The sequence below is a fragment of the Burkholderia sp. BC1 genome, assembly GCF_052683555.1.
The window spans coordinates 27742-53162 of the sequence record NZ_JBQYLP010000001.1 but is presented as its reverse complement, the minus strand read 5'-3'; the positions used below and the strand labels follow the sequence as shown (position 1 = coordinate 53162).

Annotated in this window: 27 protein-coding genes and 1 pseudogene; 8 read left to right on the top strand and 20 right to left on the bottom strand. The window is 68.1% G+C overall.

Annotation, left to right across the window (positions count from 1 at the left end; genetic code table 11):
- Positions 1-8: 8 nt before the first annotated feature.
- The 3 genes from ACSHSS_RS00270 to ACSHSS_RS00260 all read right to left on the bottom strand — a co-directional run bounded on the left by ACSHSS_RS00270 (position 9) and on the right by ACSHSS_RS00260 (position 2626).
- Entirely contained in the window at positions 9-1346 is a 1338-nt protein-coding gene (locus ACSHSS_RS00270) for a glutamine synthetase family protein (protein WP_054317678.1), read from the bottom strand.
- Between the two features lie 28 nt (positions 1347-1374).
- A complete protein-coding gene (locus ACSHSS_RS00265; RefSeq protein ID WP_043280023.1) occupies positions 1375-2160 on the bottom strand; it encodes a gamma-glutamyl-gamma-aminobutyrate hydrolase family protein in 786 nt (261 codons plus the stop codon).
- A 283-nt stretch (positions 2161-2443) separates the two neighbouring features.
- Positions 2444-2626: a hypothetical protein gene (locus ACSHSS_RS00260; protein ID WP_006402789.1), complete on the bottom strand. Its 183-nt coding sequence runs from the start codon at positions 2624-2626 to the stop codon at positions 2444-2446.
- A 455-nt stretch (positions 2627-3081) separates the two neighbouring features.
- Here ACSHSS_RS00260 and ACSHSS_RS00255 point away from each other — a divergent pair, with 455 nt between their 5' ends.
- Together ACSHSS_RS00255 and ACSHSS_RS00250 are read left to right on the top strand one after the other, a co-directional pair.
- Positions 3082-3633, top strand: a complete 552-nt coding sequence (locus ACSHSS_RS00255) for a cupin domain-containing protein (RefSeq protein WP_012214285.1) — start codon at positions 3082-3084, stop codon at positions 3631-3633.
- Between the two features lie 83 nt (positions 3634-3716).
- Entirely contained in the window at positions 3717-5207 is a 1491-nt protein-coding gene (locus ACSHSS_RS00250; protein ID WP_105824372.1) for an aldehyde dehydrogenase, read from the top strand.
- Positions 5208-5221: 14 nt separating this feature from the next.
- Here ACSHSS_RS00250 and ACSHSS_RS00245 read toward each other — a convergent pair whose 3' ends face one another.
- Positions 5222-5422: a heavy-metal-associated domain-containing protein gene (locus tag ACSHSS_RS00245; protein ID WP_006402793.1), complete on the bottom strand. Its 201-nt coding sequence runs from the start codon at positions 5420-5422 to the stop codon at positions 5222-5224.
- A gap of 346 nt (positions 5423-5768) precedes the next feature.
- On the opposite strand from ACSHSS_RS00245, the gene ACSHSS_RS00240 reads away from it, so the two are divergent.
- Positions 5769-6101 carry a cupredoxin domain-containing protein gene (locus ACSHSS_RS00240; RefSeq protein ID WP_212160254.1) on the top strand — a complete coding sequence of 111 codons (333 nt, stop codon included), beginning with the start codon at positions 5769-5771 and terminating at the stop codon, positions 6099-6101.
- A gap of 6 nt (positions 6102-6107) precedes the next feature.
- The gene (locus ACSHSS_RS00235) at positions 6108-6944 is read left to right on the top strand and encodes an FTR1 family iron permease (protein WP_212160249.1); all 837 of its coding nucleotides are present in this window, start codon (positions 6108-6110) and stop codon (positions 6942-6944) included.
- A 115-nt stretch (positions 6945-7059) separates the two neighbouring features.
- Here the strand turns inward: ACSHSS_RS00235 and ACSHSS_RS00230 are convergent, their stop codons facing one another.
- The 9 genes and pseudogenes from ACSHSS_RS00230 to ACSHSS_RS00190 form a co-directional block, all read right to left on the bottom strand.
- Positions 7060-7278 (bottom strand): hypothetical protein, encoded by a 219-nt coding sequence (locus tag ACSHSS_RS00230; RefSeq protein WP_012467437.1) that lies wholly within the window; start codon positions 7276-7278, stop codon positions 7060-7062.
- Positions 7278-7742 carry a hypothetical protein gene (locus tag ACSHSS_RS00225; RefSeq protein WP_006402797.1) on the bottom strand — a complete coding sequence of 155 codons (465 nt, stop codon included), beginning with the start codon at positions 7740-7742 and terminating at the stop codon, positions 7278-7280. The genes ACSHSS_RS00230 and ACSHSS_RS00225 overlap by 1 nt, the downstream gene beginning before the upstream one ends.
- Before the next feature lie 60 nt (positions 7743-7802).
- Entirely contained in the window at positions 7803-8123 is a 321-nt protein-coding gene (locus ACSHSS_RS00220) for a helix-turn-helix domain-containing protein (protein WP_006402798.1), read from the bottom strand.
- Positions 8119-8481, bottom strand: a pseudogene (locus ACSHSS_RS00215) (type II toxin-antitoxin system RelE/ParE family toxin); the annotation flags it as partial. The pseudogene ACSHSS_RS00215 and the gene ACSHSS_RS00220, both read right to left, overlap by 5 nt.
- A 142-nt stretch (positions 8482-8623) precedes the next feature.
- Complete coding sequence (glmS, locus tag ACSHSS_RS00210; RefSeq protein WP_105768044.1) at positions 8624-10441, bottom strand: glutamine--fructose-6-phosphate transaminase (isomerizing); 1818 nt, start codon at positions 10439-10441, stop codon at positions 8624-8626.
- A gap of 53 nt (positions 10442-10494) precedes the next feature.
- Positions 10495-11856: a bifunctional UDP-N-acetylglucosamine diphosphorylase/glucosamine-1-phosphate N-acetyltransferase GlmU gene (glmU, locus tag ACSHSS_RS00205; RefSeq protein WP_006416255.1), complete on the bottom strand. Its 1362-nt coding sequence runs from the start codon at positions 11854-11856 to the stop codon at positions 10495-10497.
- A 136-nt stretch (positions 11857-11992) separates the two neighbouring features.
- Complete coding sequence (gene ttcA, locus ACSHSS_RS00200) at positions 11993-12988, bottom strand: tRNA 2-thiocytidine(32) synthetase TtcA (protein WP_006407993.1); 996 nt, start codon at positions 12986-12988, stop codon at positions 11993-11995.
- Positions 12985-13389 (bottom strand): dihydroneopterin aldolase, encoded by a 405-nt coding sequence (locus ACSHSS_RS00195; protein WP_006407992.1) that lies wholly within the window; start codon positions 13387-13389, stop codon positions 12985-12987. Before ACSHSS_RS00195 ends, ttcA begins: the two co-directional genes overlap by 4 nt.
- Positions 13390-13465: 76 nt before the next feature.
- Positions 13466-14209: a Rossmann fold domain-containing protein gene (locus ACSHSS_RS00190; protein ID WP_212160244.1), complete on the bottom strand. Its 744-nt coding sequence runs from the start codon at positions 14207-14209 to the stop codon at positions 13466-13468.
- Between the two features lie 13 nt (positions 14210-14222).
- Here ACSHSS_RS00190 and ACSHSS_RS00185 point away from each other — a divergent pair, with 13 nt between their 5' ends.
- Positions 14223-15413: a class I SAM-dependent methyltransferase gene (locus ACSHSS_RS00185; RefSeq protein WP_105809739.1), complete on the top strand. Its 1191-nt coding sequence runs from the start codon at positions 14223-14225 to the stop codon at positions 15411-15413.
- 10 nt (positions 15414-15423) lie between these two features.
- A complete protein-coding gene (locus ACSHSS_RS00180; protein WP_006398048.1) occupies positions 15424-15618 on the top strand; it encodes a DUF2905 domain-containing protein in 195 nt (64 codons plus the stop codon).
- 66 nt (positions 15619-15684) lie between these two features.
- Here the strand turns inward: ACSHSS_RS00180 and ACSHSS_RS00175 are convergent, their stop codons facing one another.
- From ACSHSS_RS00175 to ACSHSS_RS00145, 7 genes are all read right to left on the bottom strand, one after another.
- On the bottom strand, positions 15685-15906 hold the full coding sequence (locus ACSHSS_RS00175) for a hypothetical protein (protein WP_006398049.1): 222 nt from the start codon (positions 15904-15906) through the stop codon (positions 15685-15687).
- A gap of 91 nt (positions 15907-15997) precedes the next feature.
- A complete protein-coding gene (locus tag ACSHSS_RS00170) occupies positions 15998-16906 on the bottom strand; it encodes a carbohydrate kinase family protein (RefSeq protein ID WP_212160240.1) in 909 nt (302 codons plus the stop codon).
- On the bottom strand, positions 16903-18183 hold the full coding sequence (locus tag ACSHSS_RS00165; RefSeq protein ID WP_012214275.1) for an AGE family epimerase/isomerase: 1281 nt from the start codon (positions 18181-18183) through the stop codon (positions 16903-16905). Before ACSHSS_RS00165 ends, ACSHSS_RS00170 begins: the two co-directional genes overlap by 4 nt.
- The gene (locus ACSHSS_RS00160; RefSeq protein ID WP_006398052.1) at positions 18180-19199 is read right to left on the bottom strand and encodes a LacI family DNA-binding transcriptional regulator; all 1020 of its coding nucleotides are present in this window, start codon (positions 19197-19199) and stop codon (positions 18180-18182) included. The genes ACSHSS_RS00165 and ACSHSS_RS00160 overlap by 4 nt, the downstream gene beginning before the upstream one ends.
- Before the next feature lie 622 nt (positions 19200-19821).
- The gene (locus tag ACSHSS_RS00155) at positions 19822-21663 is read right to left on the bottom strand and encodes an EAL domain-containing protein (RefSeq protein WP_212160234.1); all 1842 of its coding nucleotides are present in this window, start codon (positions 21661-21663) and stop codon (positions 19822-19824) included.
- 393 nt (positions 21664-22056) lie between these two features.
- Positions 22057-23088, bottom strand: a complete 1032-nt coding sequence (locus ACSHSS_RS00150; RefSeq protein ID WP_212160230.1) for a bile acid:sodium symporter family protein — start codon at positions 23086-23088, stop codon at positions 22057-22059.
- Between the two features lie 109 nt (positions 23089-23197).
- On the bottom strand, positions 23198-23476 hold the full coding sequence (locus tag ACSHSS_RS00145; RefSeq protein WP_140402263.1) for a hypothetical protein: 279 nt from the start codon (positions 23474-23476) through the stop codon (positions 23198-23200).
- Between ACSHSS_RS00145 and ACSHSS_RS00140 the strand changes: the two genes are divergently transcribed.
- Together ACSHSS_RS00140 and ACSHSS_RS00135 are read left to right on the top strand one after the other, a co-directional pair.
- On the top strand, positions 23451-23918 hold the full coding sequence (locus ACSHSS_RS00140; RefSeq protein ID WP_039220353.1) for a hypothetical protein: 468 nt from the start codon (positions 23451-23453) through the stop codon (positions 23916-23918). The two genes, ACSHSS_RS00145 and ACSHSS_RS00140, sit on opposite strands and share 26 nt — an antisense overlap.
- 345 nt (positions 23919-24263) lie before the next feature.
- Positions 24264-25340 (top strand): porin, encoded by a 1077-nt coding sequence (locus ACSHSS_RS00135; RefSeq protein WP_105840253.1) that lies wholly within the window; start codon positions 24264-24266, stop codon positions 25338-25340.
- Positions 25341-25421: the final 81 nt, after the last annotated feature.

Here is a 25421-nt window from a genome sequence, read left to right as displayed (position 1 = left end):
GTGCGCGCTTACACGTGCAGCAGCAGATGACGGCGTTCCCACGAGCTGATCACGCGGAAGAACGCTTCGTATTCGGTCTCCTTCAGCGCGAAATACGCTTTCAGGAACTTGTGGCCGAGGATCTCGCCGAGCGGCTCGCATGCCGACATCAGCGTGAGCCCGTCCTCGAGATTGCGCGGCAACTGATACGGCAGCGAATAGCCGTCGCTGACGAGCGGCTCGGTCGGCTCGAGCCGCTGCGTGATGCCGAGATAGCCGGCCGCGAGCGTCGCCGCGAGCGCGAGATACGGATTGCAGTCGACGCCCGGAATCCGGTTCTCGATGCGCCGCGCGGCCGGGCTCGAATGCGGAATGCGAAAGCCGACCGTGCGGTTGTCGTAGCCCCACTGCACGTTGATCGGCGCGGCCATGAAGCGCGACAGCCGGCGATACGAGTTGATGTACGGCGCGAAGATCGGCATCAGCGCGGGCGTGTACTTCTGCAGCCCGGCGAGGAAGTTGTAGAACATCGACGTCGCGCCGCCCGTTTCCGGCGACGTGAACAGGTTCTGGCCGCTTTCCTCGTCGACGATGCTCTGGTGCACATGCATCGCCGAGCCCGGCTCGCCTTCCATCGGCTTCGCCATGAAGGTCGCGTACATGTTGTGACGCAACGCCGCTTCGCGCACCGTGCGCTTGAACAGGAACACCTGATCGGCGAGCGACAGCGCATCGCCGTGCATGAAGTTGATCTCCATCTGCGCGGCGCCGACTTCGTGGATCAGCGTGTCGATGTCGAGGTCCTGCGTCTCGCAGTATTCGTAGATGTCTTCGAACAGCGGATCGAACTCGTTGACGGCCTCGATCGAATACGACTGTCGGCCCGTTTCCGGGCGGCCCGTGCGCCCGACCGGCGGACGCAGCGGCAGGTCGGGATCCTTGTTCATGTCGACCAGATAGAACTCGAGCTCGGGCGCGACGACCGGCTTCCAGCCTTTCTTCTTGTACAGGTCGAGCACGCGGCGCAGCACGTAGCGCGGCGAGATCTCGACCGGCGAGCCGTCGAAGTGCACGCAGTCGTGGATCACCTGCGCGGTCGGATCGACGGCCCACGGGATCAGCCGGATCGTCGACGTGTCGGGTACGCAGACCATGTCGGGATCGGTGACGCCGGAGAGCGACCCGTCTTCCGGATAGTCGCCGGTGACGGTCTGCACCATCACGGCCTGCGGCAGCCGCATCGATTCGCCGGACGTGAACTTGTTGCGCGGCGTGATCTTGCCGCGCGCGATGCCGGCCATGTCGGGAATGATGGCTTCGATCTCGGTAATCCGGTGCTTCTTCAGAAAGTCTTCGATGTCTTGCATGTTCGTTCTCGTAAGTGGGTCGGCGCGCTCAGGCGAGCGCAGCGGCGGGCCGGGCATGCGAACGCGCGTCGCGGCGCGCGCGGCACGCATCGCCGAACGCGCGGAAGATCGCGCTCGACAGCGCGTCGTGCGCGTGCCGCCATTCCGGATGCCATTGCACGGCGAGCGCGAAGGCGCGCGCGTCGACGACGCTGACGGCTTCGATCAGCCCGTCCGGCGCGACGGCCTCGATCGCGAGGCTCGAACCGAGCTGCGCGATGCCCTGCTTGTGCAGCGAATTGACGTGCACTTCGTCGCGGCCGCCGGCGAGCTTGTGCAGGATGCCGCCGGGCGTCACCCGCACCGTATGCGCGGGGCCGTACTGCACGTTCAGCGGCGCGTCGTCGTCCTCGCGGTGATCGGCGAGGCCCGGCACTTCGTGCACGCGCTGATGCAGCGTGCCGCCGCAGACGACGTTCAGCTCCTGAAAGCCGCGGCATACCGCGAGCACGGGCACGCCGGCCGCGATCGCGGCGCGCATCAGCGGCAGCGTCGTCGCATCGCGGGCCGGGTCGTGCTTCGTGCCCGGTGCGCTCGGTTCGCCGCCGTATCGATGCGGCTCGATGTTCGAATAGCTGCCGGTAAACAACAGGCCGTCGACGGCGTCGAGGACGTCGTCGATCGATTGGCGTTCGCCGAGCGCGGGCAGCAGCATCGCGAGCGCCTGCGCGCCGTCGACGATGGCGGCGACGTACTTGTCGCCGACCGTATGCGACGCGTGTGCGCCGATCTGCGTGTAGTCGGCGGTGATGCCGACGAGAGGTTTCCTTTCCATGACGTCGATCAGTGGTCCATAGGATCGTTGTGCGCGCATCGCCGCATCGGGCAAAACGCAGGCGTGCAACGGCCCCGCAGCCTCGCGAAACGCGCGAGGCCGCCGCTAAGGGCGCGCAGCGGGACGACAGCGCGATCCGCGCTGCGCATGACGGTCAGGCCGTCGTTCGTTTCATTGCGGCATGCGCCGCGGCAATGAGCGTGCGAACGCATTCCGTCGCCGCGCGCAAGCGGCGGCTGACGAATCGGCTAACGAAACGAACGACGTGCAGAAAGGAGAGGCGCTACGGCAGCAGCGATGCCACTTCGTCGGTATCGACGGCGACGAATGCGCGTGCGGACACGGCGTTGTGACGCCGAACGGAACGACGAGACAGGATGGTGTAGATGGACAGATGCAGCAGGCGAGGACTATGCCAGCCGCAACTGCCGTCGGAAGCGGGAGCGGCGCTGCGCAGACTTCGCACATCGCCTCGATCCCACCTCACCAGAGGGCCACGGACTCTCACGATTACACTCGACTGGTTCGTTGAAAGTATTGAACACCTGATCGTTTCGACGCGCGGGGCGTTTAAAATAATCGAGGCGCCGGTTTCGCGTCATTTACATCGACGGGTATCGATTTTTGCACTGCGATAACCCGTTTTGGCGTTGATGCGAGCCAATGACGCTAACCTGAGAGCCAGCATATACGAGCCAAAAACGGCGTCAAATGTTTTTTGAAGGTGCCGTATCAGGGCTTTCCCGATGCACTCCGAACAAAATATTCGACATTCGAATAAGCGCGGACGTGTTCATTATTTCGATCGGCTTTCAGGGTTTTCCCCGCTGATGCGCGGCATAAAGTGATTAGAATATTCAACGGCTGCTCCAGCGTCGTTTTCACTTTTTCACCGCGCCTATCGTGTCCGAAACCGAATCGATGTCCACCGAAGTCGCCGAGCGCCTGCGTTTCGTGCGCAACAAGCATGGCCTGTCGCAGCGCGAACTCGCGAAGCGCGCGGGCGTCACCAACGGCACGATCTCGCTGATCGAGCAGGGGCGCGTCAGTCCTTCCGTCGGCTCGCTGAAGAAGCTGCTCGAATGCATTCCGATGAGCCTCGCGGAATTCTTCACGTTCGAGCTCGTCGAGTCGCGTTCGGTCGTGTCGCGTCGCGACGAGATGCCGAACCTCGGCAACGAGTCGCTCGCGTTTCATCTCGTCGGCGCCGGCGTGAAGGATCGCAACATGTGCATCATGCGCGAGGTCTATCAGCCGCACGCCGATACGGGCCCCGAGATGCTCGCGCATGCGGGGCACGAGGGCGGCGTCGTCGTGTCGGGCCGGCTCGAGCTCACCGTCGACGGCGCGACCTGGCTGCTCGACCCCGGAGACGGCTACTACTTCGAGAGCCGTTTGCCGCACCGTTTTCGCAATCCCAGCGCGGACCAGATCTGCGAGGTCGTGTCGGCCAATTCGCCGGCGACCTTCTGACCGCGCGTCACCGCATTCGCGGCGGCCGCGCATCGCGCGCACCGCACGTCGCGCCGCGAATGCCATCACATTGAGGCATCCTGATGAACAAGTTGACTTTGGCTGACTGGCAGGACAAGGCGGCGTCGCTCGCGATCGAAGGGCGCGCATTCATCGACGGCACGCTGCGCGATGCGCATGGCGGCCGCACGTTCGACTGCGTGAGCCCGATCGACGGCCGCGTGCTGACGAAGGTCGCCGATTGCGGCGAAGCCGACGTGAACGCGGCCGTCGCCGCCGCGCGGCGCGCCTTCGACGCGGGCGTCTGGGCCGGCCTGAATCCGCGTGCGCGCAAGGCCGTGCTGCTGCGCTGGGCCGCGCTGATGCGCGCCCATCTCGACGAGCTCGCGCTGCTCGAGACGCTCGATGCCGGCAAGCCGATCGGCGACACGACGACGGTCGACGTGCCGGGCGCCGCGTACTGCGTCGAGTGGTTCGCGGAAGCGATCGACAAGGTCGGCGGCGAAGTGGCGCCGGCCGATCATCATCTGGTCGGGCTCGTCACGCGCGAGCCGGTCGGCGTCGTCGCGGCGGTCGTGCCGTGGAATTTCCCGATCCTGATGGCCGCATGGAAGTTCGGCCCCGCGCTCGCGGCCGGCAACAGCGTCGTGCTGAAACCGTCGGAGAAGTCGCCGCTCACCGCGATCCGCGTCGCGCAGCTCGCGTTCGAGGCCGGCATCCCGCCCGGCGTGTTCAACGTCGTGCCGGGCGCGGGCGAACCGGGCAAGCTGCTCGCGCTGCATCCGGACGTCGACTGCATCGCGTTCACGGGCTCGACGGCGGTCGGCAAGCTGATCATGCAGTACGCGGCGCAGTCGAACCTGAAGCGCGTGTGGCTCGAACTCGGCGGCAAGTCGCCGAACATCGTGCTGCCCGATTGCCCCGATCTCGATCGCGCGGCGCAGGCGGCGGCCGGTGCGATCTTCTACAACATGGGCGAGATGTGTACGGCCGGCTCGCGCCTGCTCGTGCATCGCGACATCAAGGACGCGTTCGTCGAGAAGCTTGTCGCGGCCGCGCGTGCGTACGTGCCGGGCAATCCGCTCGATCCGTCGGTGTCGATGGGGGCGATCGTCGATCGCGTCCAGCTCGAGCGCGTGCTCGGCTATATCGACGCGGGCCGCAAGGAGGGCACGCTCGTCACGGGCGGCGCGCGCGTGAAGGAAGAGACGGGCGGCTTCTACGTCGAGCCGACCGTGTTCGAGGTGAAGCCCGACGCGAAGATCGCGCGCGAGGAAATCTTCGGGCCGGTGCTGTCGCTGATCGTGTTCGACGATGTCGACGAGGCCGTGCGGATCGCGAACGACACCGAATACGGGCTCGCGGCCGCCGTGTGGACGTCGAACCTGACGACCGCGCATGAAGTGTCGCGCCGGCTGCGCGCGGGCACCGTGTGGGTGAACTGCTACGACGAAGGCGGCGACATGAACTTCCCGTTCGGCGGCTACAAGCAGTCGGGCAACGGCCGCGACAAGTCGCTGCACGCGCTCGAGAAGTACACGGAGCTGAAGTCGACGCTCGTGCGGCTGCGCTGACGCACATGCGCGCGTTACGCGCTGCGCAGCGCCGGATGGAACCCGGCTGCCTCGATGACGGCCTGCACGCGCTCGGCGCCCTGCGCGGATTCGACCTTGACGGTCTTCGCGGCGACGTCGATATCGAGCTTCGCGGCCGGATCGGCGGCCGTCACCGCGCGCGTGATCGCGTTGGCGCAGCCGCCGCAGGTCATGTCCTGAACTTCGAATTCCATCGTGCTCTCTCCTTGGCTGATTGACGATCGACGAACGATCCGATGATGAAGCTTGCCACGGTAGGAAGGTCAAGCGTCGTCATCGGTGCGCACGGCGTCGCGCGCTGTTGGCCGTGCGTAAGGCGGTCGTCCGACGAATGCGCGCGACGCGGCACGCGCGCCGCTCGGTGTTTGGCCGAATTGACCGCGCACGCGCGGCGGCGCATTTGCGTATGAGCCTTGTCGGGCCGCGCGCGCCGCCCGCGCTATGGAGCGGCATCCCCATTGCGCACGCAAGGGCATTCGGATTGAAAATGCGAATCGCTCTTAGTATCGAGGCCCCTCAAGCTCTGTTCGGTCTTCGATCATGAATCGTATCGCTTTCGGTTTCGCGCTGGCGCTGATCGGCGCCTGCTTCACGCCCGCGTTCGCGGCGGACGACGTCGTCAACCTGACGCTGAAGGATCACAAGTTCTCGCCGGACGGCGTGACGATCCCGGCCGGCAAGAAGGTGAAATTCGTCGTGAAGAACCTCGACGCGACGCCGGCCGAATTCGAAAGCGACGACTTCAAGGCCGAGAAGGTCGTTCCGGCCGGCAAGTCGGTCGAGATTCTCGTCGGGCCGCTGAAGGCCGGCACGTACGAGTTTCACGACGAGTACCACGAAGCGCAGTCGAAGACGCATCTGACCGTCAAGTAAGCCGCCATGCTGTCCACTGCGCTGATCGTCTTCCGGGAAGTGCTCGAAGCCGCGCTCGTGGTTTCGATCGTGATGGCCGCCACGCGCGGCGTGCCGCGGCGCGGCTGGTGGGTCGGCGGCGGGCTGGTCGGCGGCGTGATCGGCGCGGGGCTGATCGCGGCATTCGCCGACGTGATTTCGCAGTGGGCGTCGGGGATGGGGCAGGAAGTCTTCAACGCCGGTGTGATGTTCGTCGCGACGCTGATGCTCGCGTGGCACAGCATCTGGATGAGCCGCCACGGCCGCGAAATGGCGATGCAGATGAACGCGGTGGGCCGTGCGGTCGCCGCGGGCAGCAAGCCGCTGACGGGGCTCGCGATCGTCGTCGGCGTCGCGGTGCTGCGCGAAGGCTCGGAGGCCGTGCTGTTCCTGTACGGGATCGCCGCGGGCGACCCCGGCCAGACGCCGCAGATGATCGCGGGCGGGCTGCTCGGCGTGCTCGGCGGTGCGGGGCTCGGCTATGCGATGTATGCGGGGCTGCTGCAGATTCCGCTGAAGCGTCTGTTCTCGGTCACCAACCGGCTGATCGTGCTGCTCGCGGCCGGCATGGCGAGCCAGTGCGTCGGCTTCCTGCTCGCGGCCGGCCTCGTGCCGTCGTGGGGCGACACGATCTGGGATACGTCCTGGCTGCTGAAGGAATCGAGCCTCGTCGGCAAGGCGCTGCATACGCTGATCGGCTATACGGCGCGCCCGGCCGGCATCCAGATCGCCGCGTACGTCGCGACGCTCGCGGCGATCGTCGTGCTGTCGCGCGTCGTCGGGCGTCAGCAGCGCACGGTGCAGCCGCCGCGTTCGGCGGCGTAGCGCGCGTTTGCGGATCGCAGATGAAAGAAGGGGCGTCGTGGACGCCCCTTCGTTCGTTTGGCACGGCGACAACCGCACGTACCGCTGCGGCGACCGGCGCGATCCGGCGAATCGGTCAGCGGTGGTTGTCGATCCACGCGCGCGCCCATTCGAGCCCTGCTTCGCGCGCTTCGTCTTCGGTATCGAACACGCCCAGCACGCCCGACGCTTCGACGAGCTTGTTGTTCTGCGTGATCGTGCCGCTCGCCGCGAAGCGCTCCGGCTGCAGGATCTCGTCCTGCTGCAGGATCGCGTGCCCCCAGATCTGGTAGCCGCAATAGTTTTCCGCTTCCATCATCGCGTCACCTCGGCCGCGCCGTGGCGCGTGCCGACGCGCAGCACGTTGCCGTCGGGCGTGTACTGTCGCGGAATGTCGGAGAAGTCGAGCGCGTGCGGTGCATCGGGCGCGGCCGGCTGCATCACGGTGAGGCGGCCCGGCGCGGGCTGCTCGACGGGACGCGGCGCGACCGGCGTGTCGACCGCGGCGGGCGCGCGATGCGGCTCGGCTTTCAGCGCTTGCGCGACACGGCGCTTGTGTGGCGGCTTCGCGATGGCTTTCGATTGCGCGCTTGCGTGCTTCTCCGCGCCTTTGGCCGCATGCGCGTCGGCGCCCGTGCGTGCACCCGGCGTGCGCGAAGGCGTACGAGCCGCGGGCAAGCGTGCCTCGGGCGGGTTCCAGACCTCGACGTAGTGCTCGGCCGCCCAGCCCGTCGACGCGAACGTCAGTGCCAGCAATCCGCATCCAAACAGTCTTACCATGGTCTCTCCGTCAAGTTCTTTTCGGCGCGCGAGGGCGGCCTGCGAGGCGTAAAGGCGTGCTCAGGAGAACACCTCGAGCCCGTGCTTCTCGACGATCTGCAGCATGCGCGCTGCGATGCCGCTCGGCCGCTTGTCGCCCTGTTCCCATTGGCGGATCGTCGACGTCGTCGTGTTCAGATAGAGCGCGAACACGCTCTGGCTGACGTTGACCGATTTGCGGATGCGCGCAATCGCCTCCGGCGCGAACTGCGGCGCGGCCTCGATGCAGAGCGCGTCGTATTCGCGCATCGTCTTCTTGTCGATCAGGTTGGCGCGATAAAGACCGGACGCGGCGCTGTGGATCGCCTCCGTTGCGTCGCTCTTGAACCGACTCTTGGCCATTGCAAATCTCCACAAGCTCATCCAGTGCGATCAGCGTTGCGAGGTCGCCGTCGGTGCGATGCCCGAAATCGACCGCAAGCTGTCTGAAGGCGCGCAGTTCGCGTTCGTCGATGTCGTCCCGGTCGCATTTCGCGAACAGGAACACGAACACCCACGCCTGCTCGATCCTGCCCAGCACGATTGCGCGCCGACGGTTGCCGTCGAGGCGCTTCTCCCAGACGTTGCCGCCGAGATCGACGCCCTGACCGCGCGCCAGCTCGCGCACTGCGCGGCATAGCTCGGCGTCGACGATTCCCGCTTTTCGGGCGGCCTTGTGAAACCACCTGGTCCTGAAAACGCGTCGTACGGAAGCAGGCATGACGGGCCGATCGAGTTAGCACAGGATTATATACCACTTAGTGGTATAAATCTCGAGCTGGCCGAACGGCCGACAGCAGCCGGCCCGGCACCGGCGCGCGACCGGGATGGCCCCGTGGGGCGTTCCCGACCGCGGTACTGCCTTATTCCACCGTCACCGACTTCGCGAGGTTCCGCGGCTTGTCGACGTCGGTGCCGCGCGCGCACGCGGTGTGATACGCGAGCAGCTGCAGCGGTACCACATGCAGGATCGGCGACAGTTGCCCGTAGTGCTCGGGCATCCGGATTACGTGCAGGCCGTCGCCGTTGACGATCTGCGTGTCCGCATCGGCGAATACATACAGCTCGCCGCCGCGCGCGCGCACTTCCTGCATGTTCGACTTCAGCTTCTCGAGCAGCGTGTCGTTCGGCGCAACGGTAATCACCGGCATCGCTTCGGTGACGAGCGCGAGCGGGCCGTGCTTCAGCTCGCCGGCCGGGTACGCCTCCGCGTGGATGTACGAGATTTCCTTCAGCTTCAGCGCGCCTTCGAGCGCGATCGGGTAGTGCAGCCCGCGGCCGAGGAACAGCGCGTTTTCCTTGCGCGCGAATTCGTCGGCCCACGCGATGATCTGCGGCTCGAGCGCGAGCACGCTGTTCAGCGCGGCCGGCAGATGGCGCAGCTGCTTCAGATATTCCGTTTCCTGCGCGGCGTCGACGTGCCCGCGCAGCTTGCCGAGCGTCGCGGCAAGCACGAACAGCGCGACGAGCTGCGTCGTGAAGGCCTTCGTCGACGCGACGCCGATCTCGGTGCCCGCGTGCGTGAGGAACTGCATGCCGGTCAGGCGCACCATCGCGCTCGTCGCGACGTTGCAGATCGCGAGCGTGTGCGTGTGGCCGAGCGCCTGCGCGTGCTTGAGCGCGGCCAGCGTGTCGGCCGTTTCGCCCGACTGCGAGATCACCAGCACGAGCTGACGCGGGTTCGGCACCGAGTCGCGATAGCGGTATTCGCTCGCGATCTCGACCTGCGTCGGGATCTTCGCGATCGACTCGAGCCAGTATTTCGCCGTCAGCCCCGAGTAGTAGCTCGTGCCGCATGCGAGGATCAGCAGGCTGTCGATCTGCGCGAACGCGGCGGGCGCGGCGTCGCCGAACAGCGTCGCGTCGAACGCGTCCGTCTGCGGCACCGTGTCGCCGATCGCGCGCGGCTGCTCGAAGATTTCCTTCTGCATGAAGTGGCGATACGGGCCGAGTTCGACCGCGCCGCCGTAGGCGCTGACCACGCGGATCTCGCGCTGCGCGAGCGCGCCGTGGCGATCGACGATCTTCACGCCGTCGAGCGACAGCTCGCAGACGTCGCCTTCCTCGAGGAACGTGAAGCGGTCGGTGCTGCCGGCGAGCGCGAGCGCGTCCGACGCGACGAAGTTCTCGCCGTCGCCGTGGCCGACCACGAGCGGCGAGCCCTGACGCGCGCCGACGACCGTATGCGGCTGATCCTTGTGGATCACCGCGATCGCATAAGCGCCGTGCAGCTGCTGCACCGCTTCGCGCACGGCCTCGAACAGATTGCCGCGATAGAGGCTGTGCACGAGGTGCGCGATCACTTCGGTGTCCGTTTGCGACACGAACTCGTAGCCCTTCGCGCGCAGCGCGTCGCGCAGCGGCTCGAAGTTTTCGATGATGCCGTTGTGCACGAGCGCGAGCGCGCCGGACGAGAAGATCGGATGCGCGTTGTGCGTGACGGGCGCGCCGTGCGTCGCCCAGCGCGTATGCGCGATGCCGGTCGTGCCTTCGAGGTGCGAGTCGCGAACCTGCGCGTCGAGATCGGCGACGCGCGCGACGCTGCGCGCGCGCTTGGGCGCATCCGCTTCGAGCACGGCGACGCCGCATGAATCGTAGCCACGGTATTCGAGGCGCCGCAATCCTTCGATCAGCACCGGAACGATATTACGCTGCGCAACTGCGCCGACAATGCCGCACATGAATGGTCAATCCTGTAAGTCGACGCGGGCGCCGCGCGGCGCCCGCAAAAGGTTCAGCTCTTCTTCTTGACGGGGCGCACGTAGCCGCTCTTCGCGGTCTGCGTCTTCTCGTTCAGCGCGAGCACGCCGTCGGCGACGTCCTTCCACACCGTCGTGCCGGCCGCGATCGTCACGCCGCGGCCGACGTGCACCGGTGCGACGAGCTGCGTGTCGGAGCCGACGAACACGTCGTCCTCGATCACGGTGCGGAACTTGTTCGCGCCGTCGTAGTTGCAGGTGATCGTGCCCGCGCCGATGTTCACGCGCGCGCCGATGTCGGCGTCGCCGATATAGGTGAGGTGATTCGCCTTCGAGCCGTGGCCGATCACCGCGTTCTTCACCTCGACGAAGTTGCCGACGTGCGCTTCGTCCGCCAGCTGCGCGCCGGGACGCAGCCGCGCGTACGGGCCGATGACCGTGTGCGCGCCGAGCTCGGCGCCGTCGATATGCGTGAACGCGTCGATGCGCGTGCCGGCGCCGACCGACGCATTGCGGATCACGCAGTTCGCGCCGATCGTCACGTTGTCGGCGAGCGTCACGTCGCCTTCGAACACGCAGTTCACGTCGATCGATACGTCGCGGCCGCAGCGCAGCGTGCCGCGCACGTCGATGCGTGCGGGATCGGCGAGCGTGACGCCGTCGGCGAGCAGCGCGTCGGCGACGTTGCGCTGATGGATGCGCTCGAGCTCGGCGAGCTGCGCCTTGCTGTTCACGCCGAGCGTTTCCCATTCCTCGTCGGGCTGCGCGGTGACGATCTCGAAACCGGCCTCGATCGCGAGTTCGACGACGTCGGTCAGGTAGTACTCGCCCTGCGCGTTCTCGTTCTTCAGCGCGCCGAGCCACATCGCGAGCTGCGCGGTGGGCGTGACGATGATGCCGGTGTTGATCTCGGCGATCTTCAGTTCGTCGGGCGTCGCGTCCTTCTGCTCGACGATGCGCGTGACGAAGCCCGAGGCATCGCGCACGATGCGGCCGTAGCCGGTCGGATCGTCGAGCGTGACGGTCAGAATCCCGTAGCGGCCGTCGCGCGCGGCGTCGACGAGCCGCTGCAGCGTCGATGCGCGCGTGAGCGGCACGTCGCCGTAGAGCACGAGCGTCGGCTGCGCGGGATCGAGCAGCGGCAGCGCCTGGCGCACCGCGTGACCGGTGCCGAGCTGCTCGGCCTGCACCGCGAACTGGATATCGGGCGCCGCGACGGCCGCACGGACCTGCTCGGCGCCGTGCCCGACGACGACGACGAGCCGGGACGGCTGCAACGTGCGCGCGGTCGCGATGACGTGGGAGAGGAGCGGCCTGCCGGCCACGGGATGGAGCACCTTCGGCAGCGCGGAACGCATGCGCTTGCCGGTGCCTGCCGCCAAAATCACGATATTCATGGCGCCAGCTTGTCAGAGGAGTTTGAAGCCGACCATTTTAGCATGCGGCCCCCGTCGCTCCGGGCGTTGCCCCACCTTCGAACGGGGCCGGAACAGGGCGGCGGAACCCTGCTCCGGCGGGCGTTCCGGCCCTGTCTTACAGGTCGTCGAACTGGACGATCGAGATCGGTTTCGCGCCGCCCGGCGCGGCGGTCTCGTCGCCGCTCGCGCACGGTTCCTCGTCGAACGCGATGTCGCCTTGCGGGTCGGCCTGGCCGGTCGCGCGCAGCGACGCGAACGGGAACAGCGTCGTATCCATCAGATGCGACGGCACGACGTTCGCGAGCGCGTTGAACATGTTGTCGACGCGGCCCGGGAAGCGCTTGTCCCACTCGCGGATCAGCGCCTTCATTTCCGCGCGCTTCAGGTTCGGCTGGCTGCCGCACAGATTGCACGGAATGATCGGGAATTCGCGCAGCTCCGCGTATTTCTCGAGATCGGTTTCCTTCACGTACGCGAGCGGCCGGATCACGACGTTCTTGCCGTCGTCCGACTGCAGCTTCGGCGGCATCCCCTTCAGCTTGCCGCCGTAGAACATGTTCAGCAGCAGCGTCTGCACGATGTCGTCGCGGTGATGGCCGAGCGCGATCTTGGTCGCGCCGAGCTCGCCGGCGACGCGGTACAGGATCCCGCGGCGCAGCCGCGAGCACAGCGAGCAGGTCGTCTTGCCTTCCGGCACGAGCCGCTTGACGATGCTGTAGGTATCCTGGTTCTCGATATGGAACGGCACGCCGATCTGCGTCAGGTACTCGGGCAGCACGTGCTCGGGAAAGCCCGGCTGCTTCTGGTCGAGGTTCACCGCGACGATGTCGAAGTCGATCGGCGCGCGCTCGCGCAGGCGCAGCAGGATGTCGAGCATCGCATAGCTGTCCTTGCCGCCCGACAGGCACACCATCACCTTGTCGCCGTCCTCGATCATGTTGTAGTCGCCGATCGCCTGGCCGACCTGGCGCACGATCCGCTTGAACAGCTTGTTGTTCTCGTACGCTTCCTTCTGCTCGCGGCGCGTCAGTGCGCGGCGGCCGACTTCGGCGGCGCTTGCTTCGATGGTGGCGACGTCGGCCGCCGTGTCGTTCGTTTGGGGGGCGTTCATGCTCGCTCCTCGTCCTTGATGCGAAAGACTTCGACGCCGACGGCGTCGCAGTCCGGATAGGCGTCCGGTTTCTCGGTACAGACGCGTACCGCGCGCACGGCGTCGTGCGCCAGCAGGTGCGCGGCGATCGCGTCGCACAGCGTTTCCTGCAGATGGATGTGGCCGCGCGCCACGCACTGCGCGACGCTCTGCTTCATCAGGTCGTAGTCGACGACTTCGTGCAGCCGGTCGTCCACCGGCGTCGAACGCGCGAGCGGCACGAACAGGTCGACGTTGATGACGACGCGCTGCTCGCCGCGCTTCTCGTGTTCGAAGGCCCCGATGTTGATGTGCACCTCGTAGTCGCGCAGGTAGAGCCTGCGGCAATCCGCGAGGCGGGGGTGCAGGAGAGCGGAAAACATGGTCGTCCCAGTCAAATTGGCGTGCGCGCACGCAAAGCGGCGCGGGCGGCGGCGCGATGCCGCACGCCCGCGCGGTTCATTCATTCGGGCCGTCCGCCGGCGGCACGAGGTGCTCGCCGCCGTCGACGGTCAGCGTCGCGCCCGTCACGCCGGGCGCGTTCGCGAGATAGCAGGCGGCCGCCGCGATGTCGTCCGCATGCGGCGCGCGGCCGCGCACCAGCGCCGCGACGCGCACCTTCGGCGCGAGCGCGAGCGCGAGTGCCGATGTCGCGCGGCTCAGCGCGGCCTGCATCAGCGCATGCGACAGCTGTGCGGGCGCCGGGTGAAACAGTGCCTGATCCAGCACGTGGATCGCGCATGCGCGCAGCGCTTCGTCGTCGCGCGCGGCGTCGGGCGTCGCGTCGGCGAGCGCGCGTGCCAGCGCGAGCGGCGCCGTCACGTTGCGCGCGAGCGCGGCGGCGAGCGTCGCGCCGTCGATCGTCTGCGCATCGTCCGCACCCGCGCACGCGCTGACGAACACCGCGCATGCGGGCTGGCCGAGCGCGGCGCCGCATGCGGCGATCAGCGTCGCGGCATCGGCCTCCAGGGCCAGATCGGCGTCGAGCACGGCGGCGCGACGGCCGAGCGCCGCGACGTCGGCGGCGGCCGCTTCGGCGTCTGCGCGCGCGGCGCCGGGGCCGCACTGCAGCGCGACGTCCCAGCCGCGCCGCGCGAACGCCGCAGCGAGCGCGCGCCCGAGCGGCGCGGGATCGGCGCGACGGTCGAACGCACCGGCGACGAGCGCCACGCGCGCGGCCGGCGTATCGGCTGAAACGGTCATTTACAATGCCGGGATGAACCCGAAAGCTCACGAACCCGCTAGTTTACCTGCTCCCGGCCCCGATGCGCTCGCGCAGTCCGAAACGCTCGCCGCGCAACTGCGCGCCGAGATCGCGGCGGCCGGCGGCTGGCTGCCGTTCTCCCGCTTCATGGAGCGCGCGCTGTACGCGCCGGGCCTCGGCTATTACAGCGGCGGCGCGCGCAAGTTCGGCCGCCGCGCCGACGACGGCAGCGATTTCGTCACCGCGCCCGAACTGTCGCCGCTGTTCGCGCAGACGCTCGCGCAGCCGGTCGCCGACGCGCTCGCCGCGAGCGGCACGCGGCGCGTGATGGAATTCGGCGCCGGCACCGGCAAGCTCGCGGCCGGCCTGCTCGCGGCGCTCGATGCGCTCGGCGCGACACTCGACGAATACCTGATCGTCGACCTGTCCGGCGAGCTGCGCGCGCGCCAGCGCGACACGATCGCGGCCGCCGCGCCGGCGCTGGCCGCGAAGGTCCGCTGGCTCGATGCGCTGCCCGAGCGGTTCGAGGGCGTCGTGATCGGCAACGAAGTGCTCGACGCGATGCCGGTGCGGCTGTTCGCGAAGGCCGGCGATGCCTGGCGCGAGCGCGGCGTCGCGCTCGACGCGCAGCAGGCCTTCGTGTTCGACGATCGCGCGGTCGCGCCGGCCGACGTGCCGCCGGCGCTCGCGGGCCTCGACGTCGACGACGGCTACGTGACCGAGACGCACGAGGCCGCGCTCGCGTTCACGCGCACGGTCTGCACGATGCTCGCGCGCGGCGCGGTGCTGCTGATCGACTACGGGTTCCCGGCGCACGAGTACTACCATCCGCAGCGCGACCGCGGCACGCTGATGTGCCACTACCGGCACCATGCGCACGACGATCCGTTCCTGTATCCGGGGCTGCAGGACATCACGGCGCACGTCGAATTCACCGGCATCTACGAGGCCGGCATCGCCGCCGGCGCGGACTTGCTCGGCTACACGTCGCAGGCGCGCTTTCTGCTGAATGCCGGCATCACCGACGCGCTCGCCGCGATCGATCCGTCCGACGTCACGCAGTTTCTGCCGGCCGCGAACGCGGTGCAGAAGCTGATTTCGGAGGCGGAGATGGGCGAGCTGTTCAAGGTGATCGCGTTCTCGCGCGGCATCGACGGCACGCTCGACGCATTCGTGCGCGGCGACCGCTCGCACGCGCTGTGACGGAGGCCGCATGCTGCGCTGGCTGATGGCGTCGTTCGTCGCGGTGATGATCCTGACGCGCTGCTGGCCGTGGCTCGGCAAGCTCGGCATCGGCCGGCTGCCCGGCGACGTCACGCTGACGCTCGGCGGCCGGCGCTATCCGTTTCCGTTCATGTCGACGCTGGTCGTGACGATGCTCGTGTCGACGCTCGCGCGTCTGCTCTGACGCGATGGCGGACGCGCGTGCTGCCGCACGCCGCGTCAGACGGGCCGCGACGGTCGGCCCTTGCCCTTACAGCTCGATCTCGCCGAGTATCCGGTGGGCGAGCGCCTTCGCTTCCTCGAACGCCTCTTCCTCGCTCGAGCTCGTCGCGCCGACCTCGTAGACCGTGTTGTCCGGCGTATCGCCTTCGTCGCGCGTGAGGATCACGTAGCCCTCGAACTGGCCGCCGTCCGCCTTGCGCGTATGCGCTTTCGCCGTGTAGATGCCCTTCGTGAACGTGTTCGTGTCCATGATGCCTCTCCCGCAAAAGGACGTTTCATCGTAGCACTGCGGCGCAGCATGTCCAGCGCGGCGTATCGGCGACCGATCGATCGTCGCGCGCTCAGCGTTCGAGCAGGGCGACGACTTCGTCGAGCGTCGGCGCGTGCGCGCCCGTGTGCCGACACGCGGCCGCACCGGCTGCGAGCGCGAAGGCCAGATGTTCGCGCCACGAGCGCTGCGGCGCCGCCATCAGGCTGAACAGCATCCCGCCGATCGACGCGTCGCCGGCGCCGACGGTGTCCGCGACCTCGACGCGCGGCGGCCGCGCCTCGTAGCGTTCGCCCTCCGCATAGAGCGTCGCGGGCTGCGCGCCGCGCGTGACCAGCACGGCCGCGCGCGGATTCAGCGCGCGCACCGCGTCGATCGCGTCGTCGCCATCGCTGCCGAACAGATGCCGCAGATCCTCGTCGGACACCTTGATCAGATCGGCGAGGCCGGCCATTTTCTCGAGCGTCGGCCGGTACGCGGCCGTCATCAGGTTGCGCACGTTCGGATCGAAGCTGATTTTCACGCCGCGCGCATGGAGATCGGCTGCGAGTGCGACGAGCGTGCCCGCGAGCGGTTCGCGCACGAGGCTGATGCAGCCGAAATGGGCCCATTGCACGTGCTCGGCCCAGCCGGCCGGCAGCCGCGCCGGGTCGAACGCGAGATCCGCGCTCGCTTCGCCGATGAAGAAGTACGCGGGCGGTCGCGTCTCGTGGACGATCGCGAGCAGCGGCGGCCGCGCGACGCGCTGCAGGAAGCGCAGGTCGAGGCCGGCCGCTTCGCTCGTGTGCCACAGCACGTCCGAGAAGCAGTCTTCGCCGATCGCACCCGCGAGCGCGCTCGGCACGCCGAGCCGCGCGACCGCGCGCGCGACGTTCCAGCCGGCGCCGCCCGGCACCGAGGTCCATTGCGCGTCGCCTGCGCGCACCATGTCGGTCAGGATGTCGCCGGCCGACACGAAAGCCGGAAAGGTGCCGCCGCTCATTGCGCTTGCTCGCTGCGCGCCGTGCGCGCGAGGGTGGCGAGCACGTCGTAGCACGCGCCCATCGTGTGATAGTCCGTTTTCCCGGCCGGGCTCTTCTCGTCGCTGTACTTGCGGTTGTCGCAGGTGAGGATCCGGTACCACGCGCCGTAGCGGTGATCGACGAAATGCGCCCAGCTGTAGCGCCAGATCTCGTCGTACCAGTCCCAGAAGCGTTCGGCGCCGGTGCGTGCGCCGAGCATCGCGGCGGCCGCGAAGGTTTCGGCCTGCACCCAGAAATACTTGTTGTGGTCGCAGATCGTGAAGTCGGGGCCGAAGCCGTAGCAGAGGCCGCCGTGGTCGGTGTCCCACGCGTGCGTGAGCGCGGCGTCGAACAGTTCGGCCGCGCGCGGCACGAGCCAGTCGAGCGGACGGTGCCGTTCGAGGATCAGCAGCAGCTTCGCCCATTCGGTCTGGTGGCCAGGCTGGAAGCCCCACGGACGGAAGATGTTCGAGCTGTCTTCCTTGTTGTAGTCCCAGTCGACCGACCAGTCCGCATGGTAGTGCTCCCACACGAGCCCGCCGGCGAGCGCGGCCTGGCGTTGCGTGATGTTCGTCGCGACCTTTTCCGCGCGATCGAGATACGTCAGGTGGCCGGTCGCTTCGTACGCGGCGAGCAGCGCTTCGGTCATGTGCATGTTCGCGTTCTGGCCGCGATACGTCGACACGATCCAGTTCGGCGTCGCGTCGTCGGCATAGAGGCCCGCGGCGGGATCCCAGAAGCGGTGCTCGGCGAGCTCGTAGGTCGCGGCGATCAGCGGGCGCGCTTCTTCGATGCCGGCCATCGTCGCATGCGCGGCCGCGAGCAGCACGAACGCGAGCCCGTAGCAGTGGCGCGTGCCGTCGAGCGTCGCGCGCTTCGCGCCGTCGCGCCACTCGAGCTCCCAGTCGTAGCCCTGCAGCTGTTCGTCCCAGTGCGCGTCGCGCAGGAAGCGCAGCCCGTGGCGCGCGTAGTCGAGATGGCGCGGATCGCCGAAATGCCGGTACGCCATCGCGTAGTTGAACACGAACCGGCAGCTGCTCACGAGGTGGCGCGACGTGCGGTTGTAGACGCTGCCGTCGTCGCGGAAGTAGTGGTAGAAGCCGCCGGTCGGATCGAGCACGTTCGGCGCGTAGAAGCGCAGCGTGTCCTCGACGTGCGACAGCAGGAACGACGGATCGCGGAAGTTCGCGACGAACGGCGCCGGCTGCGCATGGGCGGCCGGCGTGGCGGGGCAGGACTGGACCGGAGGCATGTTCATGATTCGGTGACCGTGGCGGTATCGAGGGCCGGCGAGCCGGCGGACTGGCTGCTGGCCCGCACGATCAGCTCGACGGGCAGCGAGATCTCGGTGTGTTCGGGGGACTCGGCGAGCAGCAGCTCGACGCCGCGGCGGCCGAGCGCTTCCTTGTCGACCGCGAGCGTCGTCAGCGGCGGGTTCGCGTGCGCGGCGGCGGGAATGTCGTCGAAGCCGACGATCGCGATGTCGTCCGGAATCCGCAGGCCGCGGGCGAGGCATACGCGCTGCGCGGCCAGCGCGGCCGCGTCGTTGTACGCGAACACCGCGTCGGGCCGCGGGCCCGGCGCGTCGAGCAGCTGCTGCATCGCGCGCGTGGCGCCGGTGTCGGGATCGAGCCCTGCGTCGATCGTCACTTCGTACGCGGGATCGAACAGCCGGCCGGCCTCGAAGAATGCGCGGCGATAGCCGATCGCGCGCTGCGCGATGCTGTAGTGCGCGGGCGAGCCGCCGATGAAGGCGATCCGCGAACGGCCCGTTGCCAGCAGATGGCGCATCGCGAGCGCGGCGCCCGTCGCGTTGTCGATGTTGACCGAGCGCAGGCCGGGCGCCCACAGGTCGATCAGCACGAGCGGGCGGCCGGTCGCGGCGAGCGCCTCGATCGTTTCCGGTTCGATGAAGCCGGCCACCGCAATCGCGTCGGGCGCGTGCGGACGCATCTGGCGCAGCACGTCGTCGTTCGGGCCGACTGTCAGCAGCGTCGGCACGATGCCGCGTTCGCGGCAGGCGTCCTCGACGCCGTGCAGCACGTGCGAGAAGAACGGGCTCGCCGGAAAGCGGTTGTGCTGCCGATGCAGCAGGAACGTGAGCCGGCGGATGCGCGGCCGCAGTTGCGCGTGGTCGTAGCCGAGCCGCTGCGCAATCTCGACGATCCGCGCGCGCGTCGTTTCGGACAGGCCCGGCTGGTTTTTCAGCGCGCGCGACACGGTGCCGATCGAGACCTCTGCCGCCCGCGCCACGTCGCGAATGGTGGTGCCCATCGTTCGGGTTCCGGAATGTTTAGGTTGACGGCGATTGTATAGTAAAACTTGTTCGGGAAAACGGGTCGGATAACCGGGGAATACCCGCAAATAGCCGCTTTTAGCGTGCTAATCAGCGAAAACGACGTTACTAAAAATACTAAACAAAACGCGAAAAAGGCAAGGTGGATGCATCAGGGCACGCAGGGTAGGACGCGGGCGAGCTGGCGCGCCGGAGGCGGGCCAGCGAGTCGGAAGCGGCCCAAGTGTGCGCGAAGCGAAGTGGGCCGGAGCGAGTCGGAGCGAGTCAGAGCGGGGGGAGGCGGGCGAAGCGGACGAAGCGGACGAAGCGGACGAAGCGGACGGAGCGGACGAAGCGGACGGAGCGGACGAAGCGGACGGAGCGGACGGAGCGGACGGAGCGGACGGAGCGGACGGAGCGGACGGAGCGTGCCAAAGCGGGCCAAATTGGGCCGCTTCGGGCCAAAGGGCTCCAGTGCGCGTCAGAGCGGCCCGGCCTGCGCACGGGAAGATGTAACCGCCGGGAGGTCGCCTGCGTAGCGCAATCCGGAGAGCGGCCTGACAAGCCGGCAACGCAGCAGGCGCCAGGCCGACACGTACCCGAGCCCTCGCCCCGCGCGATTCAGCCCGCGCTCGCGCCGGGCGGCTCGCCGCGCTCCCGCAGCGCCGCGCGGCCCGCATCGAGATCGACGACCGCCAGCCCGCCCGGCTGTTGTTTCGCGCGCCGTTTCGCGAGCGCGGCGACCGACGCGATCTCGTCGCTGCCATAGCGCTTCGCGCCGTGTGCGCCGGCCGGTACGCTGACCGCGCCGATCGCCATCGTCACGAAACCGAAGAACGCAGGGTTGCCGTGACGATCCTCGCCGCGCAGGCCGCCTGTCTGCCGGTCGGCCTGCGTATAGAACAGCTGCGCGCCCTGATTGAAGCGCTCGATCGCGGCGAGCGCGCGCGACCGCCAGTCGTCGCGCTGGAACAGCACGAGGAAATCGTCGCCGCCGACGTGCCCAAGAAAGTCGCGCTGCGGATCGCAGACGCCGGCCAGCACCGTCGCGGCGAACTTCAGCACTTCGTCGCCTTGCCAGTAGCCGTACTGGTCGTTGAAGGGCTTGAACTGGTTCAGGTCGACGTAGCACGCGTGAAAGCCGGCGTCGCGCGCAAGCAGGCGGTCGATGTGCGCGCTGATCGGGATGTTGCCGGGCAGGAACGTCAGCGGGTTCGCGTAGCGTGCGGCCTCGATGCGCATCTCGGTTACCGCCCGCACGAGGCTTTCGCCGGTGCCGAGCCCGACGTAGCGGCCATGCTCGGTGATCACGAAGCCGTCCGCCAGATAGCGCTGATCATGGCTCGCGAGCAGCATCGCGAGCTGCTCGAAGGTGGTCGAGTTCTCGATCATCAGCGGCGCGTCGTTCGCGAACTGCAGGCACGGCTTCTTGCCGAACACCTCGCGGTGGTACGGCAGCGCGAAGCGATCGATGAAGCCGCGGCGGTTGACCAGTGCGACGGGCCGCCCGCGCTCGACGAGCGCGACCGCGTGCAGGTCGGGCATCCGGTTGAACAGGTCCAGCACGTCGTTGCTGGTCGCGTCGCGCGGCAGCGCCGGCGCCGGCACGAGCATCTTCGAGGCGATCGTGCCGGCCGGCCGCGCGATGCGCGTCGCGCCGGGGAACACGGCGATGTGCGGCGTGCGGATCGCGTCGCGCGCGGCCGGCGCGACGACGCGCGAAGGCCGCGCGTTCGGGCGGCCGAGCAGGAAGCCCTGCACGCAGCAGATGCCCATGTCGCGTACGACGATCAGGTCGCATTCGTTCTCGATGCCTTCGGCGATCAGTTTCGCGCCGCTCGCATGCGCGAAATGCTGCATCGCCTTCACGGCTTCGAACTTGAGCGGGTCGCGTGCGATGTCGTGGATGAAGAAGCGGTCGATCTTCACGACGTCCGGGTGCAGGCGCAGCCAGAGGTTCATGCTCGCGTTCGCGGTGCCGTAGTCGTCGAGCGCGAACTGGATGCCCGCATCGCGCAGCGATGCGATCGCCGGCACGATGTGCGCGACGTCGGTCGTCGCGTTCTGCTCGGTCAGCTCGATCACGATGCGCTCGGCGCCGACCCGCGCGCGGCCGAGCAGCATGCGGGCGCGCTCGCGTTCGCGCGCGAGCTGCAGGATCGTGCCCGCGCTGAAATTGAGGAACAGCTTGCCGTCGCAGCCGAGCGCCGCGAACGCGTCGAGGCAGGTGAGCGCGGCCGCCTGTTCGAGCGCGATGGTCTCGCCCTCGCGCGCGGCCTGCGCGAACAACGCGGCAGGCGGCTCGAGCTCGGTGCCGTGCGGCCCGCGGATCAGCCCCTCGTAGCCGATGACGGTGCCCGAGCCGAGGTCGACGATCGGCTGGAACACGGCGGCGAGCGCGCGATCCGCGATCAGGCGCGAGGTGCTGCCGGCGGCAGCGGAAGCGGGAGGGGGCGCGGGCATGAGCGTGGCGGCCGAAGCGACGGGACCCACGACTTAACGGCAGCGCGCGCGCAGAGTTGAATGAAGATTGTGTGACGCGATGCGCGATGTTGGTGCATCGTGCCGTGCGCTGGTCGTAGGGCGGGCGGCGGGACGACAGGACGCAGGGCGCAGGACGCAGGACGCAGCACGGCGGGCCCAGGGTGAAGGGGCGGGCGCGGATTGGCCGTTGAAACCGGGCGGTGTGCGCGCGAGCCGGCGCGAAGGCCCGAAGGCGTACAGGCGCATCAGCGCTTGCCCGCGCTCAGCATGCGGCGCACTGCGCTCGCGTCACCCTCGTCGCGCTCGCCGCTCAGGTCGCGCGCTCACGGCGCTACGCGAGCGTCGCTCACGCCATGAGCGGCACCAGTCGCGTCAGCGCTTGCCCGCGCTCAGCGTCCGCGGCGCGTCACTCGCGTCGCCCTCGTCGCGCTCGCCGCTCATGTCGCGCGCGCCCCAGCGCTGGGCGAGCGCCGCGCACGCCATCAGCTGAATCTGATGGAACAGCATCAGCGGCAGCACGATCGCACCGACCGCCTGCGCCGAGAAGATCACCTTTGCCATCGGCACGCCGGCCGCGAGGCTCTTCTTCGATCCGCAGAAGATGATCGTGATCTGGTCGGCGCGATTGAACCCGAGCCGCTTGCTGACGAACGCGGTCAGCAGCAGCGCGATCGCGAGCAACACGAGGTTCACCGCGACGAGGCCGGCGAGCGCGTGCGCCGGAATCTGGTGCCAGAGCCCCTGATTCACGGCCTCGCTGAACGCGACGTAGACGACGAGCAGGATCGAGCCCTGGTCGACGAAGCGCAGCACGCCGCGGTTGCGATCGACCCAGCCGCCGATCACGGGCCGCAGCAGCTGGCCGGCGATGAAGGGGACGAGCAGCTGCATCACGATGCTGCCGACCGTGCTCCACGGCGAAGCGGCCGCCGCCGACTGCGACGTGATCATCAGCCCGACCAGCGCCGGCGTCACGAAAATGCCGAGCAGGCTCGACGCGGACGCCGCGCACACGGCCGCCGGCACGTTGCCCTTCGCGATCGACGTGAACGCGATCGACGATTGCACCGTCGACGGCAGCGTGCAGAGAAACAGCACGCCCGCATACAGCGTCGGCGTGACGAGCGGCTGCAGCACGGGCTTCAGCGCGAGGCCGAGCAGCGGAAACAGCGCGAACGTGCTGAGCAGCACGACCGCATGCAGCCGCCAGTGCGTCGCACCGGCGATCACCGCTTCGCGCGACAGTTTCGCGCCGTGCAGGAAGAACAGCAGGCCGACTGCGATATTGGTCGCCCAGTTGAACGCATGGGCGGCCGGGCCGCGGCACGGCAGCAGGCTCGCGAGCACGACGGTGCCGACGAGCGCGAGCGTGAAGTTGTCGGGAAGAAAACGGGGACGGGCCATCGGAATCTCGATCTGAAACGGCGGACGCGCGGCGAACGGGCAGCGCAAGGCGGCCGCGCGCTGCGCGCGATTGGCGATATTCTCGCGATTGTCGATTCAATACACAAATTCATTGTGCGAATCGATTGATGAATCGAAGGCATTGACGAAGCACGCTCGGCGACGCCTCGAAATGGCGTCCGAAAGCATCGTCGGCGATGTGCTCCGGCGCGAAAAAACCTAGCAGTAACATGGTGTTACACCGATGCCCGGGGCCTAACACTTTTTGGCTCGACACGTTTTTCGCCCGCTCATAAATTACTGCTGAAAGGCTCGCGTCGGCCGCGCAACCAACGGCGGCGAGCGTGAACAGGCACTGAACGATGACGGAACGGGTGAAACGCAACATCGCACGATGGGTGGCCGGCGCGCTGGGCGCGCTGCTGATGCCGCTCGCGCTCGCGCAGCCGCCGCATGGCAGCCACGGCTTCGGCGGCGGCGACATGCACGCGTACGGCCAGCCGGCCGGCGGCGCGCCGGTGTGGCGTCGTGCGGCGCCGCTCGCGCGTGCGCCGGGCCCCGGCGTCAAGGCGGGCGGCTCGCGCTGGGGCTTGCGTCCGACGCCGTCGTACGGCCATTACGCGGCGCAAAGCCCGTATCGGCCGATCAGCGCCGAGGTGCGCCAGATGACGCGTCCGTCGGGCGCCGGCAACATGCCGCTGCGCGCGGGCTCGATCCGCGCCGACGTCGCGCGCTACAACGAGGAGCGCGGCGGCCGCCCGATGCCGCCGCCGCGGTCGCAGGAAGAACCCGCACACTCGCCGTTTTTCTCGCCGTTCTACCGCAACTGAACGCGCCCGCGTTCGGCCCTCCGAAGCCGGCTGATGCGAATTCGCCACAGTCGCGCACACATTTCCGCTGATTTTCCCGCCGCATTGCGCTATCTTTCGCGCCCGGCACGCGCGCGAAGCGCCGCCGTCCCGTCGTGTGCGCGCCCCGCGCGGGGCCGCGCGGCGAGCGCCGGCCACGTATCGCCTTTGCGAAGTTAATCACGCCGCTATACCCGCAATAAGTGCGCGCAATTTTGACCGGACAAATGATCCGTAAAGATGGCTGCGCCCCACACGACGCAAGCCTCGGCTCCGATAACAACGCTCGCGCCACTTATCGATACATCGACAAAACCTGGAGATCCCATGAAAGCATTCGCCCGCCGTGCGTCGCGCACGTCCGTCAAGCTGATTGCAGCGGCCGCCTGTGTGGCCGCTGCCGCGCCCGTCCATGCGCAATCGAGCGTGTCGCTCTACGGTCAGGTCGACGAATGGATCGGCGCGACCAAGTTTCCCGGCGGCGACCGTGCATGGAACGTGAGCGGCGGCGGGATGTCGACGTCGTACTGGGGGATGCACGGCGCCGAGGATCTCGGCGGCGGCTACAAGGCGATCTTCACGCTCGAAAGCTTCTTCCGCGCGCAGAACGGCCAGTACGGCCGCTTCACGGGCGACACGTTCTTCGCGCGTAACGCGTACGTCGGCATCAGCTCGCCGTACGGCACGGTGACGGCCGGTCGCCTGACCACGCACCTGTTCCTGTCGACGATCCTGTTCAACCCGTTCTACGACTCGTACACGTTCTCGCCGATGGTGTACCACGTGTTCCTCGGCCTCGGCACGTTCCCGACCTACCCGAGCGATCAGGGTGCGGTCGGGGATTCGGGCTGGAACAACGCGGTGTCGTACACGTCGCCGTCGTTCGGTGGACTGAATTTCGGCGCGATGTACGCGCTCGGCAATCAGGCCGGCGACAACGGCTCGAAGAAGTGGAGCGCGCAGTTCAACTACGCGAACGGCCCGTTCGCGGCGACGGCCGTCTATCAGTACGTGAACTTCAACAACGGCCCGCGCGATCTCGGCGCGCTCGTCGCCGGCATGAAGAGCCAGGGCATCGCGCTCGTCGGCGCGACCTACGATCTGAAGTACGTCAAGCTGTTCGGCCAGTACATGTATACGAAGAATGACCAGGTCGCGGGCAGCTGGCACGTGAATACCGCGCAAGGCGGCGTGTCGGTGCCGATCGGCGTCGGCAATGCGATGGCGTCCTACGCTTATTCGCGCGACGGCGGCGGCCTCGACCAGACGCGCCAGACCTGGGCGGTCGGCTACGACTATCCGCTGTCGAAGCGCACCGATATCTACGCGGCCTACATGAACGATCACATCAGCGGCTTGTCGACGGGCAACACGTTCGGCGCCGGCATCCGCGCGAAGTTCTGACCCTCTGCGCGCGGCGCTCGTGCCGCGCACGCTTTGCGCCCGAAACGAAACGGCGTCGCGATATCGCGGCGCCGTTTTGCC